This is a genomic window from Streptomyces spiralis (genome assembly GCF_014654675.1).
GTDB classification, from domain to species: domain Bacteria; phylum Actinomycetota; class Actinomycetes; order Streptomycetales; family Streptomycetaceae; genus Streptomyces; species Streptomyces spiralis.
Genome location: NZ_BNBC01000023.1, coordinates 15902 through 34712, shown reverse-complemented (window position 1 = coordinate 34712; position 18811 = coordinate 15902). Strand labels below are relative to the sequence as shown.

Here is an 18811-nt window from a genome sequence, read left to right as displayed (position 1 = left end):
CGCCCCCATCGCCACCGTCGGCCCCCACAGCACCAGCTTCGGCGTGACGCCCAAGGACGTCAGGGGCGTGCACGTCAGGAACGGTGTGGTCGGCAGCTTCCGGGTCATCGACCGCCACGACGACGACTACGGCGACGACCGGGGTGGAGACCGCGGCGGCGACCGCGGCGGCGACCACGGCGGCGACCGCGGTGGCAACAACGGCGGCGACCACGGCGGCAACAACGGCAACAACAACGGAAACGACAACGACAACGACGACGACTGATCCAGCCGCATCGCACGAGACCGGCCAAGCAGAACCCGGCCCGCCGTAATCGGGCCGGGGCCCTGCAAACAGACACACGACACAGAATCCCGGCGCGCCGTAATCGCGCCGGGGTTCTCGTCTTGGGCCCCACCCCGGGGACCCCACCCTGGAGCACCCCGCTCGGGATGCCCCGCCGGACCACGGCGCAGCCGCGGGGTCCGGCATGCACTCCCCCTGCCCCAAGGACGTGCGGGGCCCCAGCGGCGTTGTCGCCGCTCGCCGACTTCCCCACCGAGGTCACGTCGCACCCGGAGACGTCTAAGCTGCATGTATGCGCATGCGCCCGATAGTCGGCCCCGTGCCCGACACCGGCGTTCGTCCCGCCGGCGGGATGGACGAGATCGCCGGGCAACTCGCCGCCGGCAGGGTGGCCGTACTGACCGGAGCCGGGATCTCCACCGAGTCCGGCATCCCCGACTACCGGGGCGTGACCGGGCGGCACCGGCGGCACTCCCCCATGACCTACCAGGACTTCGTCTCGGACGAGGCGAACCGGCGCCGCTACTGGGCTCGCGGGTACGTCGGGCGCCGCGCCATCGCGGCCGCCCGGCCCAACGCCGGGCACCACGCCGTGCAGGCGCTGCGCGTCTCCGGGCACGTGGGCGCCGTGATCACGCAGAATGTCGACGGGCTGCACCAGGCCGCCGGGACGAAGGACGCCGTCGCACTGCACGGCAGCCTGGACCGTGTCGTCTGCCTCGACTGCGGGACGACCGGCCCCCGCGACGAACTCGACGCCCGACTGCTCGCCGCCAACGGGGAGTTCCTCTCGGCGCAGGGCGCCGCCGAGCTGCCGGTCAACCCCGACGGCGACGTCGAGCTGCCCGACGAGCTCGTCGACATGTTCCGCGTCGTGCCCTGCGAGCGGTGCGGCGGCGTACTCAAACCGTATGTCGTGTTCTTCGGCGAGAACGTGCCCAAGCACCGCACACAGCGCTGCTTCGACCTGGTCGACGCCGCGGACTCGCTCCTCGTCCTCGGCTCTTCGCTGGCCGTGCTGTCGGGACTGCGGTTCGTGCGGCGCGCGGCGAAGGACGGCAAGCCCGTCTCCATCATCAACCTCGGCCCGACGCGCGGCGATGACATGGCGCACGCGCACGTGGCGCTGCCGCTCGGCGAGGCGCTCACCGAGCTGACCGAACGCCTCGGGGTCCGCTGACGGAGACCTGCATGGCGCCCAGCACGGCGACGTCCGCGTTTCACGGCTCCCGCAGGGAAGCCGCTGTCTCACGGCTCCCGCAGGAAGCCGTGTCTCACGGCTCCCGCGGAGAAGGGGACGGACCGTCCGGGGCTTCGCCGCGCGTCACAGTGCGCGGATCCACTCGATCGTCAGTCCGCGCCCCTGCCGGCGCCCGGCCTCGGCGGCCGGCCGGCGTGTGGCCGGGTCCAGCGCGTTGTCGCCTACAGCGGCGCGCGACGCCTCGTCCGGTTCCACGAGCGCGACCTCGGCGCCCTGCGCACCCAGCTCCTCCACCGCCTGCTCCAGCGGCTTCTCGCTGGGGAAGGGCTCGGCCGCTCCCATCGGCACGATCACCAGCACGCGGGACGCCCCGACCGCGTAGTCGGCGTTGGCGATGGACCGGACGCCGCCGTCGACGTACCGGCGTCCCTGGATCGTCACGGGCGGCCAGACCCCGGGGACCGCGCAGCTCGCGGCGACGGCGTCCACCAGGCCGACCCCGGACTCCTTGTCGAACACGCGCGGCAGGCCGCTGTCCGCGTCCACCGCCACGATCTTCAGTTCGCGCGCGGGCCATGCGTGCGACGGCAGCCGCGACTCGATGACCGCCCGGCGTTCCGGCTCCGGGACGGTGGCGGCGCGGAGCGCGAACTCACCGACCCTGCGCCGCAGATCCTCGGCGCCGGTGGCCTCGCCGAGCGCCGCGCCGAGGTCCGCGGCGAAGCGGTCCAGATCCATCTCGGCCATGATCTCGGTCGCCTGCAGCGCGGGATCCACCTGCCGGGCGTACAACTCCTCCAGCGTCAGCCCGCTGCCCAGCTGGGCCGCCACGGCCGAACCGGCCGAGGTGCCCACGATCAGCCCGGCTCCGGTGACGTCCTGACCCGCGTCCGCCAGCCCCGCGAGCAGCCCGGTGATCCACGCGATCCCGCCGACACCGCCGCCCCCGAGAACCAGTGCCTCCGACATGACCGCCCCCTCGACCGCCGATGTTGTCCGTGTGAACCCTAGTACGCCGGTGGGACGGGACCGGGGCCGGAGTACGTGAGCGGGACGGGTAGGGGGCGGGAGTGCGCCGACGAGGCGGGACCGGGAGTCGGACGGGGCGTGTTCAGGGCTCAGGATCCCGCACCGACAGCTGTCACGGATCTTGACGCCACTGTCCTCGCGGACTTAGCGTTCCGGCACTCATCGGGATTGAAACGATTCAACCACCAACTCACCAGTAACAGCTTTGGGGCGGAACATCATGCACGAATCCCTCTCTCAAGGGCGCGGGACAAGACGCCGCACGGTGCTGGCGGCCGGTCTGGTGGCCGGGGCCACGGTCGCCCTCGGTTCGGCTCCGTCGCCGGCCGCCGCGGCGGCCACCGCGGCTCCCGCCACGCCCCCCGCCACCGACGCGGCCCTCGACGCCGACTGGTTCGCCCGGCCGGCCCGCGCCGTGCGCCCCAAGTTCCGCTGGTGGTGGCCGGACGGCCTGGTCGACCCCGACGAAGTCGCCCGTGAGATCGACCAGATGGCCGACGCCGGCTTCGGGGGCGCCGAGATCGCCGCCGTGCACCACAGCATCAGCGACACGTCCGTCCTGGACACCGCCCGCCACGGCTGGGGCAGCAAGCCGTGGCGGGAGGGCGTCGAGGCCGCCCTGCGGCGGGCCGCGCGCCGGGGGCTCACCATCGACCTCACCATCGGCCCGAGCTGGCCCGCCGCCGTCCCCGGCGTCACCCCGCAGGACGACGCCGCGGCCAAGGAACTCGCCTACGGCAAGGCGTCCTTGGCCGGCGGCGCCACCTACGACGGCCCGGTCCCGGCCCCGGTGCACGCGGCGCCCTCCGGCGTCACCGAGCAGCGACTCGTCGCCGTCCAGGCGGCACGGGTGAACACCGCCAACTCCACGCGCAAGGAGACCGGTCTCGACGCCGACTCCGTCACCGACCTGACCGATCGCGTCAGCGGCGGAAGCCTCACGTGGACCGCGCCCGCCGACGGCGACTGGGTGGTGCTCTCCTACTGGCAGCGCGGCTCGGCCCAGCAGCCCGAGGGCGGCCCGCACTCCTCCCCCGCCGCCTATGTCGTCGACCACTTCAGCGCCGCCGGCACCGCCGCGATCACCCGCTACTGGGAGGACAACCTCCTCACCCGCGAGGTGAAGCAGCTGCTGAAGGCCGCCGGCGGCGCCTTCTTCGAGGACTCCATCGAGCTGGAGACCAAGGGCCTGCAGTGGACGCCGGACCTGCCGAAGGCCTTCGAGGAGCACACCGGCCGGGCCCTCGCGCCGTACCTCCCGGCGATCGTGCTCGACAACAGCAACCAGGTCTTCGCCTTCGAGGCGGAACTGACCCGCCAGATACGGCACGACTTCTGGGAGACCGTGTCGATCCTCTTCAACCGCCACCACATCGCCGCGCTGCGCGACTGGGCGCACGGCCTCGGCATGCAGCTGCGGTCGCAGCCGTACGGACTGCAGACCGACTCCATCGCCTCCGCCGCCCTCCTCGACATCCCCGAGGGCGAGTCGCTCGGCTTCAAGAACCTGGACGACTACCGATGCCTGGCCGGCGGCCGGGACATGGCCGGGCACCCGGTGCTGTCCTGCGAGGCGGGCGCGTACGCGGGCACGGCCTACAGCACCACCTGGGACCGGATCCTGCGCACCATGGGCGGGGCGTACGCGGCGGGCGTCAACCAGACGGTCCTGCACGGCTTCTCCTACGCCACCGTCCCCGGCGTGAGCTGGCCCGGCTTCGCCGCGTTCAGTCCGTACAACGGCGCGCCCGGCTACGGCGAGTCCTGGGGACCCCGGCAGCCCACCTGGCGGCACGCCGAGGACGTCTCCGGCTACCTGGGGCGCGTCCACCGCGTCCTGCAGTCCGGCACCGCGCGGGCCGATGTGGCCGTGTTCCGGCAGACCGGGTACTCGGCCACCGGCATCGGCGCCTCCTGGTTCACCTCCACCGGCGTGCCGCTGGGCTGGAGCCACCAGTTCCTCAGCAGCCCACTGCTCGACCTGCCGAGCGCCACCGTCCGCGGGGGGCGCCTCGCTCCGGACGGTCCCGCGTACAAGGCGCTGTTCCTGGAGAGCGACTTCTTCTACGGCTCGACCCCGACGCTCGCCCTCGCGGACGCCCGCAAGCTGCTGCAGTTCGCGAAGGCGGGGCTGGCGACCGTCGTGTACGGCGCGTTCGACGCGGCGCTGACTCCGGGGGTGCCGGCGGCCGGCGAGACCGCGGAACTGCAGGGCGTCCTCGACGAGCTCCTCGCGCTGCCCAACGTCCGGCGCGTGAGCGACAAGACTCTGGTGGGCGATGCCCTCGCCGCGCTCGGGGTGATCCCCGACGTCGTGCACGGCACCTCCTCCACGCTGCTGAACGCCCACCGGGTCACCGCCGACGCCGACTTCTACTACCTGTGCAACGGCAAGCACGCCGAGAACGTCAAGCCGCCCGTCGCCCGGATCGACCACGAGGTGACGCTGCGCCGCACGCACGGCGGCACGACGGTGCCGTACGTGCTCGACGCGTGGAGCGGCAAGGCCGTACGCCTCGGCCAGTACGGCGACGACGGTGACTCGGTCACCCTGCGGGTGGCCCTGGAACCCGGGGAGACCCTGATCGTCGCCCTGGCGAAGCCGGGGTCGTTCGGGGACCGGCACGGCGACCGGCCGCACGCCGTGACCACCGACGCCGACCAGGCGCTGTTCACCGGCGACGGCGGACTGGTCGTCCGCGCCGCTGCCGCCGGAACCTTCACCACACGCCTGTCCCAGGGCCGTACGGTCGTCTCGGAGATCGCGGCGGTGCCCGACCCCGTCACCCCGGCCGCCTGGACCCTGGAGGTGGAGGACTGGCAGCCCGGCGACCGGGCGACCAGTACGCGGACCGTCGCCCACACGCTGTCCCTCGACGCGCTTCTTCCCTGGTCGCAGATCACGGAGCTGTCCGATGTTGGCGGCATCGGCCGCTACCGCACCACCGTGACCCTGCCGGACACCTGGCAGGGCGACACCGGCGCGATGCTGGAGCTCGGCCAGGTCAGCGACACCTGCCGGGTCAGCGTCAACGGCACCCCGATGGACCCGGTGGACCGCGTCCATCCCGTCCTCGACGTCGGCCCGTGGCTGCGCCGCGGCACCAACACCATCGAGGTCGAGGTGGCCGTCCCCCTGATCAACCGGCTGCGCGTCGCCGACCCGGCGGTGTTCGGCACGACGACACGCCAGGCGTACGGCCTGGTCGGCCCGGTCCGGCTGGTGCCGTACGGCCAGGCGACGGTGGCGTGAGAACCCTGCCGTCGCGAGCGGGCGTGAGACTGCCGAGTTCGACGGTCACGAGCGCCGACGCGTGCCGGCGCTCGTGACACCCCGCCGGACGGTGGTCTGTCGGTCGAGTCGGCCGGCGGACCGTCGTCCGGCGGCAGTCCGCCGGCGGCCGCGGCCTGGGCGGTTCAGCTGATTCTCATCATGAGGACCCACACTCTTCAGGTCACCCTCTCGCCTCTGCGAGTGAGGGGCGGCCGAGGAACATCCGGGGGACTCCTGACATGAGGAACGCGTTCAGGCGCCTGAGCCTGCGACTGAGGCTCGGGCTGTCCGCCGCCGTGGCGGTGACCGTGGCCGTCAGTGCTGTCGCGATAGCGTCATGGCTGGTCACCAAGCAGCAGCTGGCGCACCAACTGGACTCGAATCTGCGGAACGTTCAGGCGTCGCCCGGCTATGTGCAGGAACTGCTCAGTCTGTGCGGTGCCGAACTGCACGGGCCGGAACAACGGAACGAGACACCGACCCCCTATGTGGTGCAGGTCATCACATCGGACGGAACGGCGTGCGTCGCGCCCGGCAACAAGAAGCTGGAGATCCGTGCCACCGACATCGCCGTGGCACGGGGACTCCTCGGTTCGGCGATACACGACACGGTGTCCGAGGGCGGGCAGAGCATGCGGGTGTCGACGACCCGGCCGACCATGCCGGCGAGGCTTTCCGGAGGCTACGCCGTATCCATCGCGCAGCCTCTCGATGTGGTGGACAAACCTCTGAACAATCTCGCTCTGGCGCTGTTGGGCTTCGCAGGGGTCGGCGTCGTCGGTGCGGCCACCGCCGGTGTCGCGATCAGCCGCGGCGGCCTGAAGCCGGTGGAGCATCTGACGCGAGTGGCGGAGCTCATCGCTCGCACCCAGGATCTGACGGTCCGGATACCTGTCGACGGCGGTGATGAGATCGCCCGGCTGTCCAGGAGCTTCAACGACATGACGGAAGCCCTTGCGGCCTCCCGGGAGAGCCAGCAGCAGCTCATCGCCGACGCGGGACACGAATTGCGCACCCCGCTGACCTCGCTCCGGGCGAACATCCAGCTCCTGGCCAAAAGCTACAGATCGGGCCGGAAACTCCCCGAAGGGGCACTGGACGACCTGCTCGACTCCGTGGAGTCGCAGACCGGGGAACTCGCCGTCCTCATCGCCGACCTCCAGGAGCTGTCCCGGTCCGACGCTCAGCAGGGCAGGGCGACATACGCCGTCGTTCCCCTGCACGAGGTGGCCAGGAGGGCCTTGGAGCGAGTCAGACCCCGGGGAAACGAGGTCCGGTTCACCAGTGACCTGGACGAGTGGTACGTCATTGCTGATGCCGCCGCCCTTGAGCGAGCCATCGTGAACCTGCTCGACAACGCGGTGAAGTTCTCTCCGCCGGAGGCGGTCGTGAGCCTCCGGCTCGGCAACGGCCGGCTCACGGTACGCGACCAGGGGCCAGGGATCGCCGCCGATGAACTGCCGCACGTGTTCGACCGCTTCTGGCGCTCGCCCACCTCCCGGAGCCTGCCCGGAAGCGGGCTGGGGCTGGCCATCGTGGCGAAAGCGGTCCAGGAGGCCGGTGGCACGGTGACCCTGCGGGCCGCCGAAACTCAGGGCACCGAGGCCGTCGTACAGATCCCGGGTGCCCGCACCCCGCCCCCGACGACGGCCGCGAGGGGTCCTCGAGAGGGTCAGCTGTAGATGTCGCGCCCGGGCGCGCACAGAGGGTTCGTCGGGGCGGCGTCGCGGCGGATGAAGATCGCGGATTCACCGCCGTTGACCGGGATCACCCAGCAGAGCCGGTAGTGCCGGCGCAGGACGTCCCGCTTGGTGATCTCCGCGGGCGTGTTGTCCTGCGGCTGTCCGGGACGATCGCGCAGGACGTTGATCTCGCGGTGCCGGAGCATGCGCTGCCGGATGACGTCCGGGGGCGCCTCGACGCCGTACAGCGTGCCGGAGGCAGCCGGGGTCCGCGTCAGCGCGATGTCGTCCAGTGGCCCGAAGCTCCGGGGCCGGGCCAGGATCCACGCACGGCGGCGGGCGGGCTCGAACAGTACCGGTTCGGGGTCTCCCGGCGCGCTGACCGTCAGTCCCCAGTAGCTCTCCACGGTGTCGGTGCGGCTCGCCGGGGAGCGCATCTGCCAGTACCAGGGGCCGAGCGCCGAGAGGACGGCGCAGGCCGTGGCTGCCTTGGCGTACAGCCGGCGCCGTCTGCGCGCCGGATCCGCCTCCGCCCGGAGGATCAACTGCCAGTGCCGCAGGGCTCCGCCGACGAGGAGGGCCGGCCCGGACATGCAGTACAGCACGTAGCGGTCGACGTACCAGGGATGAACGACGGACACGGTCAGCAGGAAGCCGGCCGGGACGACCATGAGCGGGACGCCGATCAGTGGAAGCGTCGCCGCTCCGGCCGGGTCCCCGCCGTGCCGGCGAAGCAGCCGGCCCAGGGCGGCTGCCACCAGGGCAGGTACCGCGAATCCCAGCCAGTCCTGAAGTCCTGGTCGGCCCAGCCAGTCCAGCTGCGCCGAGGCCTGACCGGCACTGACCACCGCCAGCGGAGCCACGGCACAACCGACGAAGGCGATCACCGACAGCCAGCGCCGGCCGAGACGGCCCAGGTGCCCGCCGCGCCAGAGCGTCACGGCGTGCGCGAGGAGAACCAGCAGGGCGAAAACGTGCAGCCACCCGGCCAGGAGGAGCAACCCCGCGTATCCGGTCCACCAGCGTCGCCGGTCGTCCTGCAGCGCACGCACGAAGAACCACGTCGCCCACACCACCGAGGCGCTCACCAGCGCATAGGAGCGGGCCTCCTGCGCGTAGAACTGCACCTGGGGAACGCACAGGAAGGCGACCCCGGCCAGGAACCCGGTCGCCGGGTCGCCGAGCCGGCTGCCGATGGCGCGCACTCCCAGCACGGCGGTCAGCGTGCCGAGCACCGACAGGACGCGCAGGGTCGGCACGCCGTCGTCCCGTACGGCCAGCAGCACGTGGGCCAGGAAGTAGTACAGGCCGTGGACGGCGTCGATGTGCTGCACCAGGAGCCACAGCTCGCTCAGGGAACGCTTCCCCACGGCGTAGCTGACGGTCTCGTCCCGCCAGGACGACGCGTCACGGTCCAGCTTCCAGAGGCCCACTCAGCCCGGCCGACAGGGCGAGCAGGACGGCGAGCGACCACCGGTACCAGCGGTCGAGCCTCTCCGGGTCATGCAAAGGATGCCGCAGGTCATGCGCTCCCCATGGCTCCAGCAATGTTCCCCCCACGACGAACCTCCGTCGCTCCGGTCCCGGTCGCGCCGGTCGAGCCGCGTCCGACGGAACCGAACACCCCCGGAACTTACCGGTCAAAAAAATTTCGGGCGGCGATGTCGAGAATCCGTGACGGGCTCCGTCCCCGGGGTGAACGCGACCACAATGGGTCGCACCAGGACCGAGGAGCACCACCATGGCCAAGTACCTGCTGCTCAAGCACTACCGCGGCGCCCCGGCCGCCGTGAACGACGTGCCGATGGACCAGTGGACGCCGGAGGAGATCTCGGCGCACATCCAGTACATGAACGACTTCGCGGCACGGCTGGAGAAGACCGGGGAGTTCGTCGACGGCCAGGCACTCGCCCCGGAGGGAGCGTGGGTCCGCTACGACGGTGAGGGGCGCCCGCCGGTCACCGACGGGCCGTTCGCCGAGACCAAGGACCTCATCGCCGGCTGGATGGTCATCGACGTCGACAGCCACGAGCGCGCCGTCGAGCTGGCCGGGGAGCTGTCGGCCGCCCCCGGGGCGGGCGGCAAGCCGATCCACGAGTGGCTGGAGCTGCGCCCGTTCCTGACCGCGACGCCCGGCATCGCCGAGTGCCATTGATGAACGAGGCCCTGCTGAGGAGCCTCACGCCGAGCGTGCTCACCGTCCTCGTCCGGCGCGGAGCCGACTTCGCGGCGGCCGAGGACGCCGTGCAGGACGCGCTCGTCGAGGCACTGCGCGTCTGGCCGGCCGACCCGCCGCGGGACGCGAAGGGCTGGCTGGTCACCGTGGCCTGGCGCAAGTTCCTCGACGCGAACCGCTCGGACACCGCCCGCCGCAGGCGTGAGGACCTCGTGGAAGAGGAGCCGGCGCCCGGGCCGGCGCCCGCGGTGGACGACACACTTCAGCTCTACTTCCTGTGCGCCCACCCGTCGCTGACCCCCTCGTCGGCGGTCGCACTCACCCTGCGCGCCGTCGGCGGGCTCACCACCCGCCAGATCGCCCGGGCCTACCTGGTGCCCGAAGCGACCATGGCGCAGCGGATCAGCCGGGCCAAGCGCACCGTCTCCGGAGTGCGCTTCGACCGGCCCGGCGACGTCGCCACCGTGCTGCGCGTCCTGTACCTCGTCTTCAACGAGGGCTACTCCGGCGACGTCGACCTCGCCGCCGAGGCCATCCGGCTCACCCGGCAGCTCGCGGCCGCGATCGACCACCCCGAGGTGGCGGGGCTGCTCGCCCTCATGCTGCTCCACCACGCCCGGCGCGCCGCCCGGACCGCGCCCGACGGCAGCCTGGTGCCGCTCGCCGAGCAGGACCGAAGCCGCTGGGACACGAAGTCGATCGCCGAGGGCGTCGAGATCCTCCAGGCGGCCCTCGCCCGCGACCGGCTGGGCGAGTTCCAGGCCCAGGCGGCCATCGCGGCTCTCCACGCGGACGCGCCTACCGCCGAGGAGACGGACTGGGTGCAGATCGTCGAGTGGTACGACGAGCTGGCCCGCCTGACCGACAGCCCGGTCGTCCGGCTCAACCGTGCGGTCGCCGTCGGCGAGGCCGACGGGCCGCGCGCCGGGCTGGCGGCGCTCGCCGCGCTGGACGCCTCGCTGCCCCGCCATGCCGCGGTGGCGGCCTACCTCCACGAGCGCGACGGCGACCTGGCGACGGCGGCACGGCTGTACGCCGAGGCCGCCCACAAGGCGCCCAACCTGGCCGAGCGCGACCACCTGACGCGCCAGGCCGCCCGGCTCAACGCCCGCCGGTGCCGTTGACAGGCTGTCCCCGGAATGTGTCCCGCATTTTCCGCGGATCACGGCCGCCACCGGGCGGGTGCCGGGCGCGGCTCCTCGGCCGCTGCCGGCACCTGATATCGAGATATCGTGGTGTGTCGGAGTGCAGAGCGAGAGGGGTGGCGCGTGGCCGCGACGACGGAGACGACGGAATCGGGTGCGGGTGATCTGATCGAGGTGTTCAAGGCCCTCGGCAACCCCGCCCGTTTGCAGATCATGCAGTGGCTGAAGGATCCCGACGCGCACTTCGGCGAGTACGAGCCGATCGCGGACCGCCGGTCGGTCGGCGTGTGTGTCACGCACATCCAGGCGAAGTCGGGGCTCGCACAGTCGACCGTCTCCAGTTACATGAGCACGCTCGAGCGGGCGGGGCTCGTCCGCCCCACCCGGGTGGGCAAGTGGACCCACTACCGGCGCGACGAGGAGCGGCTGGCGCAGGTGGCACGGGCGTTCGGCGCCACCGTCTGATTGACACATCGCAATATGTCGATACGATCGACTCATGTCGACCTTCGATGCTGCCCCCGTTGCCCTGATCGTCCACGCCCACCCCGAGCCCCACTCGTTCAGCACCGCCCAGATGACCACGGCGGCCCGGACCCTGCGTGAGGCCGGGTACCGAGTCGACGTCCTCGACCTCTACGCCGAGGGATGGGCCCCGGTCCTCGACCGCCAGGAGTTCGCACCTGTGGTCGGCCACTTCAAGCCGCAGGCCGAGCAGATGCGCGCGGTCAAGGACGGGTCGCTCGACACGACCGTCGGGGAACATCTCGACCGGCTGCTCGCCGCAGATCTGCTCGTGCTGTCGTTCCCGATGTGGTGGTTCTCGCTGCCCGCCATCCTCAAGGGCTGGATCGACCGGGTCTTCGTGATGGGCGGGGTCTTCGGCGGGGACCACGGTCTCTTCGACGACGCCGCGCTCGCCGGGAAGCGCGCGATGCTGCTGCTCACGACCGGCGGGTCCAGTGAGTCGTTCCGACCCGGCGGCGCTCTCGGCCCCATGAACGAGTTCCTGTTCCACATCCACCGCGGCATGCTGGAGTTCGTCGGCTACCAGGTCCTCGACCCCGTGGTCACCTACGGGCCGGCCCACATGACCGACCAGGAACGGACAGCGGCGCTGGATACCGTCCGAGAGTCCGTCGCCCTCGTCGCGGCGGATCTGCCGACCGCCGTGCGTTGACCCTGTGGATCGCGGTCCTGCACATCAGCGGCACGTCAGGCGGACTCTGTCCCAGGAGTTGTTGGCATAACCCTTGGGGTTCCACAGCTGGGCCGGGGACTCCGGCATGGCCGCCGCCGTGCAGTCCCACGCGCGGGCGGTGACCTCGACCGCGCCTGGACCGAGGGTAAGGCGGGTACGCCAGTGCTGCCACACCCACGGCCCGGGCGCCTCGTCCAGTTCTGCCTGCACCCAGGAGCCGCCGCCGTCCAGCGAGACGTCGACCCGCGCAACGGTGCGGTCGTCACCGGCCAGCGCATAGCCGGTGATCTCGGTCGGCCCCGAGGGCAGGCACGCGCCGTCCTCAGGGCTGAGAACGGCGCAGTTCAGCGCCAGGGGCCCCAGCGAGATGCCCTCACCCGGCCCGGCCTTCGACGGGTCGGCATCGGCCGGCAGGACGCGGTAGGCGGTGGCCTGGAAGTAGTTTCCTGACGGCTGGTCCTGGGCCGTGATGCCGGTGAGCCACTTGACGCTCCGGGCACCGATCCAGCCCGGCACCACCACCCGCACCGGCCCTCCGTGCACCCGGGGCAACGGCCGGCCGTTCATGGACCAGGCCAGCAGCACCTCCGGTCCCAGCGCCTTGCCGACCGGGATGGAGCCACCATAGGGCTGCGGCGGGTCGGCGAGCCGGGAGACGTCCGGAGCGGCGAAGGCGATGTGCCGGGCCTGCTGCGCCGGACCGGCCGCGGCGAGCACATCGGCCAGCCGCACCCCGCTCCAGCGGGCCGTCGCGATGGCGCCCGCGCCCCACGCAGCCTCGCCGGGAATGTCACGCACCTCGGTCAGCCCGGCCCGCCGGTTGCCCGCGCACTCCAACGTCGCCACGACCTCCGCCGCGTGGAACCGCGCCCGCAGGTCGTCCAGCGACAACTCCAGCACCCGTTCGACCAGACCGTCCACGCGCAGGCGCCACGCCGCCGCATCGATGTCCGGAACCGGGCCGTGATTACGGCCGTAGAAGGTGTCGACGGGCGTCTCCGGCAGCCCCGCGAGCGCGATGCGCGGCGGTTCGGCGTTGAACGGTTCCCTCTCGTGCACGACCATGTCGTCCCGTTTGCCCCATACGTTCACATGGGATGTGTTCCCGCGTACGACGCGATCCCATCGCCCGGCACCAGCCTTCGGCCGCCCGGCACAGCGTGGGGGGCGGCCGCAGGGTACTCGGGCTGGGTGGAGAAGGAGGTGGACCGTGCGCCGGCGCCTGCGGGCCACCCGTTGCCTGCGCGACTTCGACTCCTCGCCGGCGGCGGCTCCGAGAGCCGCGCGCGGCTGGTCGGGGGCGAGCATCGAGTAGGCCGGGACCGGCCGGAAGGCGGCGAGGCCGTTGATCGACAGGTTGTTGACGATCGCTCCCGGGAGCGCAGCAGCAGCGGCAGGAACGCCCCGTCACGTCATAGAGGCCGAAGAGGTTCAAGTCGCCGAGGAGCTCGCGACGACCGGTTCGGCCCGCTCTCAGTACGGGCGATCCGAGGCGAACGCCCGCCCCGGTTGGTCCGCGCCGAGCGGGATACCGGTGCTCCGGGCCGTGCAGTCGACTTCGGCGAAGCCCTCACCCGGCGGCGACGGCGGCCGGGGCCCGGGACGGCTCGGCGGCCGGGGACTGCTGCGGGTGGCCTGCGGGGAGCTCCGGCCGGGCGTCCGCGGACTCCAGGCGGAACATGGCCTCCTCGTCCGCGGTGCCGGGGGCCGCCTGGTACACCACCATCCGCTGGCCGCCGGTCCGGGCCAGTCGCATGACCTCGTACGTCAGGGTCATCCGCCCGGCCTTCGGATGCCGGAACGTCTTCTCCCCGCCTCCGCGCTCACAGACGTCGTACCGCTCCCACAGCCGCGCGAAGTCAGGCGACTTCAGGACCAGTTCACCGACCAGCGCGGTCAGTTCGGGGTCGTCCGGGTCGGCCCCGGCGACCGCCCTCAGATGCGCCACCGAGTGGGCGACCGTCTCCTCCCACGGTTCGTAGAGCGTGCGGCCGACGGGGTGGAGGAAGAGGTAGCGGGTCAGGTTGCGCTGCTCCTCCGGCCAGTCCCAGAGGCCGGGCAGGAGCCGCCGGCCGGGGGGGTTCGCGGCCAGTACGCGGTTGTAGCGGCTGACGACGTAGGCGGGCAGGGGGCGCACCGAGTCCAGCATCCGCAGCACGGACCCGCGGACCGTGTGGTCCGAGCAGGCCGGCAGCTCGGAGACCCGGCCGGAGGCCAGCTCCGCGAGCTCGTGCAGACGCTCGTAGCCGTCGCCGCGCAGCCGCAGGGCGCGGCCGAGGGCGTCCACGACGGCGGGTGAGGGGTTGGTCTCCCGGCCGCGCTCCAGACGGATGTAGTAGTCGACGCTCACCCCGGCCAGCGCGGCCAGCTCCTCCCGGCGCAGCCCCGGGGTACGGCGCAGACCCGCGCCGGCGGGGAGTCCGACCTCCTCAGGTCGCACCTGTGCCCTGCGGGCCTTCAGGTACCTGCCGAGCTCCGTGCCTCGCGCGTCCGCTGCTGCCATGGGCCCATTGTCTCAGGCGCGCCAGGTACGTGGGGGGCCGTGTCAGGGCCTGGAACGCGGCACCCGGGAACGGCGCGGTCTGCCGGGTGGCCGCGGTCGGGCGGAGAGTTGATCCCGGAGCGGGCGGCCCGGCCGCCGGGGCCCAGGGGGTGACTGACACCGGACCGCGGCCCCGGCCGGCGGCGGCCGCCCGCCCGACGATCCCTGATGAACGTCGACCAGGCCTGCCGCAGCCGAGGAGCCCACCGTGCCGATCACCTCCCGCCCGTCCTCCAGCACCGTGTCCGCCGACGAGCGCGGCGCCGAGCCGCACACGTCCGCGCCACGGCGACGCGGGCCGGGCCGGGCCCGACCATCCGCGCCGGCCGGCGACGTCCCCGCCCCGCCACGGCGCAGCGGCGTCGAGCTGGTCGCTTCGCTTCTCGGCTTCACAGTGATCACCATCGACGTCTCGGCGGTGAACATCGCCCTGCCCGCCATCCGGGACTCGCTCAGCGGTGGCATGGCCGGCCTGCAGTGGGTGGTGGACGCCTACACCCTGATGTTCGCGGCGCTGATGCTCTCCGCCGGTGCCCTCGCCGACCGATCGGGTGCGCGCCGTGCCTACGCCTGGGGAGTCGCCCTGTTCACCCTCGCCTCCCTCGGCTGCGCGCTCGCGCCCGGGATCGGCGTGCTGGTCGCCGCGCGCGTGGCGCAGGGCGGGGCCGCCGCGGTGGTGATGCCCGCCTCGCTGGCGCTGATCCGGCAGGCCTACGACGACGCCCGGGCCCGCGCCCGCGCCATCGCGCTGTGGACGGTCGGCGGTTCGGTGGCGATGGCCGCCGGCCCGGTGCTGGGCGGACTGCTCACCGACTGGGCCGGCTGGCGGGCGGTCTTCCTGCTCAACCTCCCGGTGGGCGCGGTGATTCTGGGGCTGCTGGCCCGGGTGCCGCGCTCCCCGCGCCGGCCGGCCGCGCTGGACGGCGCCGGTCAGCTCACGGCCGTGCTGGCCCTGGCCGGGCTTGCCTTCGCGGGCATCGAGGGCGGCCACCTGGGCTGGACCAGCATCCCCGTCCTGGCGGCCGCCGCGCTCGCCGTCGGTTCCGGGTACGCCTTCGTCGTGGTGGAGGGCCGGCACCGCCAGCCCATGGTTCCGCTGGGAATGCTGCGGGACCGCCGGGTGGCGGTTGCGCTCGCGGTCGGTTTCGCCGTCAACGCCGCCTTCTACGGCGGGATCTTCCTCCTCGGTCTCTACTACCAGCAGCTGCGCGGGATGTCGGCGGTCGCGGCCGGGCTGATGTTCGTCCCGATGTCGGCGGTGGTGACGGGGACCAACCTGGTCTCGCCGCGCCTGGCGGAGCGGATCGGGCGGCGGGCGGTGATCGTCGCCGGTCAGCTGATCTTCGCCGGAGCGATGGTGGCCCTGCTGCCGCTGGCCGCGCACACGCCGCTGTGGCTGGTGCTGGTCCTGCTGCTGCCGCTGAGCGTAGGCGGGGCCGTGGCGGTGCCCGCGCTGACCGCGCTGCTGTTGGACGCCGTCCCCGGGGAGCGCGCGGGGACCGCGTCGGGACTGCTCAACTCCCTTCGTCAGACGGGCGGTGCGCTCGCCGTCGCGCTCTTCGGCAGTCTGCTCGCCGGCCCCGGCGGCGGCTTCTCCCTGGACGGCATGCGCGTCGGCCTCCTCGCCGTCGGGGCCCTCCTCCTGGCCACCACCGCCCTCTCCCGCCTGTTCCTGCCTCGCGGCTGACCCCCTGTCAATTGCTCGTAGCCAGGGGCCGTTCGGTCACCGTCCCGAGGCGTCGTTGGCGCAGCGGAAGCCGAGGTTGCCGGAGGAGGAGTCCGGGGTGTTGGAGGACCGGGCGGCGACCCGGTAGCGGTTGCAGTAGGAGTCGTGGCACAGATAGGAACCGCCACGCAGGACCCGTGCGGCGCCGGTGTCCGGGCCGCGGGGGTCCTCCGCTGGTGACTGGGCGTAGTAGGCGGGCGAGAACCAGTCGGAGCACCATTCCCACACGTTTCCGGCGGTGTTCCACAGGCCGAAGCCGTTGGGACGGTAGGCCTTGACCGGCGCCGTGGTGACGTAGCCGTCCTCGGCCGTGTTGGTGCGGGGAAAGCGTCCCTGCCAGATGTTGCAGCGCCACCGGCCGTCGGGGGTGAGCTCGTCACCCCAGGCGTAGCGGCGGCCCGCCAGGCCTCCGCGCGCGGCGTACTCCCACTCCGCCTCGGTGGGCAGGCGCTTGCCGGCCCACTGTGCGTAGGCGGTCGCGTCGTTCCAGGAGACATGGACGACGGGGTGGTTCTGCCGGCCGGTGATGTCGGAGCCGGCCCCCTCGGGGCGGCGCCAGTGGGCACCCCGGACGTTGATCCACCAGGGGGTCCCGGCGGCGGTGCCGAGGATGTCGGCCGAGGGAGCGGCGACCACGAGGTGGAAGACCGCCGAGGAGCCGTAGCGTTCGGCGTCGGTCACGTAGCCGGTGGCCTTGACGAAGGTGGCGAACTGGGCGTTGGTGACGGCGGTCTCGTCGATGTGGAAGGGCTGGAGCCGCACCGCGTGGACGGGTGTCTCGCCGTCGGCGGGGTAGCCCTCGCCGAAGGCGTCGCCCATGGCGAACTCACCGCCCGGCAGGCGGACCTGTCCGCGTGTCGAGCGCTTGCCGACGGCGGGGCCCGGCGTCGGCGGTACTGCCGGCGGAGGTACGGCGATGGCTGCCGGTGCGCCGGACGGCGTGCAGCAGGAGTGGTGCTCGCGGGTCATGGGTCGAGGTCCTCGATCGCGGGGCCGGCCGTCACGGCTGCTGCTTGTGGTACGTGGACTCGTCGAGTCCGCTCAGCGTCGGGTCGTGAGCCACCTCGCCGACGTCGTACATCGACGTCATCCAGTGGTAGAAGTTGTCGCCGCGTTCCCGCAGGACGTCGTACAGGCGGCGCATCATCCGTGAGCGGACCTCGGCATGCTCGGGATGGGCGTAGACGTTCTGCAGTTCGTCCGGGTCGGTCCGCAGGTCGTAGAGCTCGTTGACCGAATCGGGATTGACCACGAGCTTGTAGCGGTCCTCGCGCAGCATGCGCTGCGGGTACGGGAAGTGGTGGCCGTGGAACTCGCAGACGATGTCCTCGTCCCACTCCACCGCCTCGCCGTGGACGAGCGGGAGCAGGCTGCGCGAGTCGGTCGCCGGCTTCGGGTCGATGCCCGCCAGGTCGAGGATCGTCGCGGTGCAGTCGAGCAGACTGACGAACTCGGAGCGTACGACACCGCCGGGCGCGCCCGGGACGCGGAGCAGGCCGGGTGTGCGGTAGATGTCCTCGTACATCGCGGGACCCTTGTCGTGCAGCCGGTGGGAGCCGGTGAACTCGCCGTGGTCGCAGGTGAAGAACACGGCGGTGTCGTCCACGAGTCCGAGCCGCTCCATGGCTTCCATGACGCGGCCGATCTGCCGGTCGATCAACGCCACATAGCCCCAGTAGACCGCGATCAGCTTGCGGGTCGTCTCGATGGGCATGGTGTCGAAGGTCCAGTGCGCGCTGTAGTTGCGCTGCACGGGGGGTTTGCCGTGGAAGGTCTCCGCGATGGACCGGGGCAGTTCCACGTCCGCCGGGTCGACCAGGTCGAAGTACTCGTCGGGCAGGATGTAGGGCAGGTGCGGGCCGAAGAAGTGCAGCGCGAGGAAGAACGGCCTGCCGTGCTCGCGGGAGTCGGCGGCGTACTGCTCGAGCTGTTCTATGGCCCGGGTGGCCAGGTAATGCTCGAAGGTGGCCTCGACCGGCTGGTGCAGCCGGGCGGCGAGAAGGTTGCCGGGGCCGCCGTTGGGCAGGACACCACGGATGCGGTCGCTGATCTCGTAGGGCGGCAGACCGCGTTCGGCGAGGTAGGCGAGGTAGTCCGGATGGTCCACCGGGTTGTGCCAGCCGGGCAGCTCGGGGCCGTCGAAGCCGTAGTCGGCCGCCGTCCGCCGGTTGCCGGCGTGCCACTTGCCGATGAGGCCGCAGTTGTAGCCGTGCTCCCTCAGCGCCCGGGAGAAGGTGAACTGGTCCTCGGCCAGGTCCTCGAGGTAGCCGACGTTGCGTTCGTGGTTGGCGAGCAGTCTGTGCCGGAAGGGTGCCTGACCGGTCAGCAGGCTGGCCCGGGCCGGGGTGCAGATCGCGGTGGGGGTGTACCAGCGGTCGAAGCGGGTTCCCGTGGCGGCGAGTTCGTCCAGGACGGGAGTGTGCGCGAGGCCGTTGCCGTAGGCGCCGAGGGTGTCCGCCCGGTGCTGGTCGGTCATGAGGAAGAGGACGTTCTTCCTGGACGCCTCGGTGGCGGCGGATGCGGCGGGCATGCTGCCGGAGGTACTG

14 protein-coding genes and 1 pseudogene are annotated in these 18811 nt (G+C 72.2%); 9 read left to right on the top strand and 6 right to left on the bottom strand.

Features of this window, described 5'->3' with window-relative positions:
* Positions 1-268, top strand: a pseudogene (locus IE318_RS23125) (hypothetical protein); the annotation flags it as partial.
* A gap of 313 nt (positions 269-581) precedes the next feature.
* Positions 582-1469: an NAD-dependent protein deacetylase gene (locus tag IE318_RS23120; protein WP_189903302.1), complete on the top strand. Its 888-nt coding sequence runs from the start codon at positions 582-584 to the stop codon at positions 1467-1469.
* A gap of 144 nt (positions 1470-1613) precedes the next feature.
* Here the strand turns inward: IE318_RS23120 and IE318_RS23115 are convergent, their stop codons facing one another.
* Positions 1614-2459, bottom strand: a complete 846-nt coding sequence (locus tag IE318_RS23115; RefSeq protein WP_189903299.1) for a patatin-like phospholipase family protein — start codon at positions 2457-2459, stop codon at positions 1614-1616.
* A 280-nt stretch (positions 2460-2739) separates the two neighbouring features.
* On the opposite strand from IE318_RS23115, the gene IE318_RS23110 reads away from it, so the two are divergent.
* Positions 2740-5772 carry a glycosyl hydrolase gene (locus IE318_RS23110; RefSeq protein WP_189903298.1) on the top strand — a complete coding sequence of 1011 codons (3033 nt, stop codon included), beginning with the start codon at positions 2740-2742 and terminating at the stop codon, positions 5770-5772.
* Positions 5773-6032: 260 nt separating this feature from the next.
* On the top strand, positions 6033-7475 hold the full coding sequence (locus IE318_RS23105) for a HAMP domain-containing sensor histidine kinase (RefSeq protein WP_189903295.1): 1443 nt from the start codon (positions 6033-6035) through the stop codon (positions 7473-7475).
* Here IE318_RS23105 and IE318_RS23100 read toward each other — a convergent pair.
* Positions 7466-8908, bottom strand: a complete 1443-nt coding sequence (locus IE318_RS23100) for a glycosyltransferase family 39 protein (RefSeq protein WP_189903293.1) — start codon at positions 8906-8908, stop codon at positions 7466-7468. The two genes, IE318_RS23105 and IE318_RS23100, sit on opposite strands and share 10 nt — an antisense overlap.
* 308 nt (positions 8909-9216) lie before the next feature.
* Here IE318_RS23100 and IE318_RS23095 point away from each other — a divergent pair, with 308 nt between their 5' ends.
* From IE318_RS23095 to IE318_RS23080, 4 genes are all read left to right on the top strand, one after another.
* Entirely contained in the window at positions 9217-9630 is a 414-nt protein-coding gene (locus IE318_RS23095) for a YciI family protein (protein ID WP_030176125.1), read from the top strand.
* On the top strand, positions 9630-10775 hold the full coding sequence (locus tag IE318_RS23090; RefSeq protein WP_030176129.1) for an RNA polymerase sigma factor: 1146 nt from the start codon (positions 9630-9632) through the stop codon (positions 10773-10775). Before IE318_RS23095 ends, IE318_RS23090 begins: the two co-directional genes overlap by 1 nt.
* Positions 10776-10919: 144 nt before the next feature.
* Positions 10920-11261: an ArsR/SmtB family transcription factor gene (locus tag IE318_RS23085; RefSeq protein ID WP_030176133.1), complete on the top strand. Its 342-nt coding sequence runs from the start codon at positions 10920-10922 to the stop codon at positions 11259-11261.
* A 34-nt stretch (positions 11262-11295) separates the two neighbouring features.
* Complete coding sequence (locus IE318_RS23080; protein ID WP_189903291.1) at positions 11296-11976, top strand: NAD(P)H-dependent oxidoreductase; 681 nt, start codon at positions 11296-11298, stop codon at positions 11974-11976.
* 24 nt (positions 11977-12000) lie between these two features.
* Here IE318_RS23080 and IE318_RS23075 read toward each other — a convergent pair whose 3' ends face one another.
* Positions 12001-13089, bottom strand: a complete 1089-nt coding sequence (locus IE318_RS23075) for a sulfite oxidase (RefSeq protein ID WP_229903700.1) — start codon at positions 13087-13089, stop codon at positions 12001-12003.
* 478 nt (positions 13090-13567) lie between these two features.
* On the bottom strand, positions 13568-14500 hold the full coding sequence (locus IE318_RS23070; RefSeq protein ID WP_189903289.1) for a helix-turn-helix domain-containing protein: 933 nt from the start codon (positions 14498-14500) through the stop codon (positions 13568-13570).
* Positions 14501-14933: 433 nt separating this feature from the next.
* On the opposite strand from IE318_RS23070, the gene IE318_RS23065 reads away from it, so the two are divergent.
* Positions 14934-16226, top strand: a complete 1293-nt coding sequence (locus IE318_RS23065; protein ID WP_189903474.1) for an MFS transporter — start codon at positions 14934-14936, stop codon at positions 16224-16226.
* Positions 16227-16262: 36 nt separating this feature from the next.
* Here the strand turns inward: IE318_RS23065 and IE318_RS23060 are convergent, their stop codons facing one another.
* Both IE318_RS23060 and IE318_RS23055 read right to left on the bottom strand, forming a co-directional pair.
* A complete protein-coding gene (locus IE318_RS23060) occupies positions 16263-17234 on the bottom strand; it encodes a formylglycine-generating enzyme family protein (RefSeq protein WP_189903287.1) in 972 nt (323 codons plus the stop codon).
* A 31-nt stretch (positions 17235-17265) separates the two neighbouring features.
* Positions 17266-18795, bottom strand: a complete 1530-nt coding sequence (locus IE318_RS23055) for a sulfatase family protein (protein ID WP_189903284.1) — start codon at positions 18793-18795, stop codon at positions 17266-17268.
* Positions 18796-18811 lie beyond the last annotated feature (16 nt).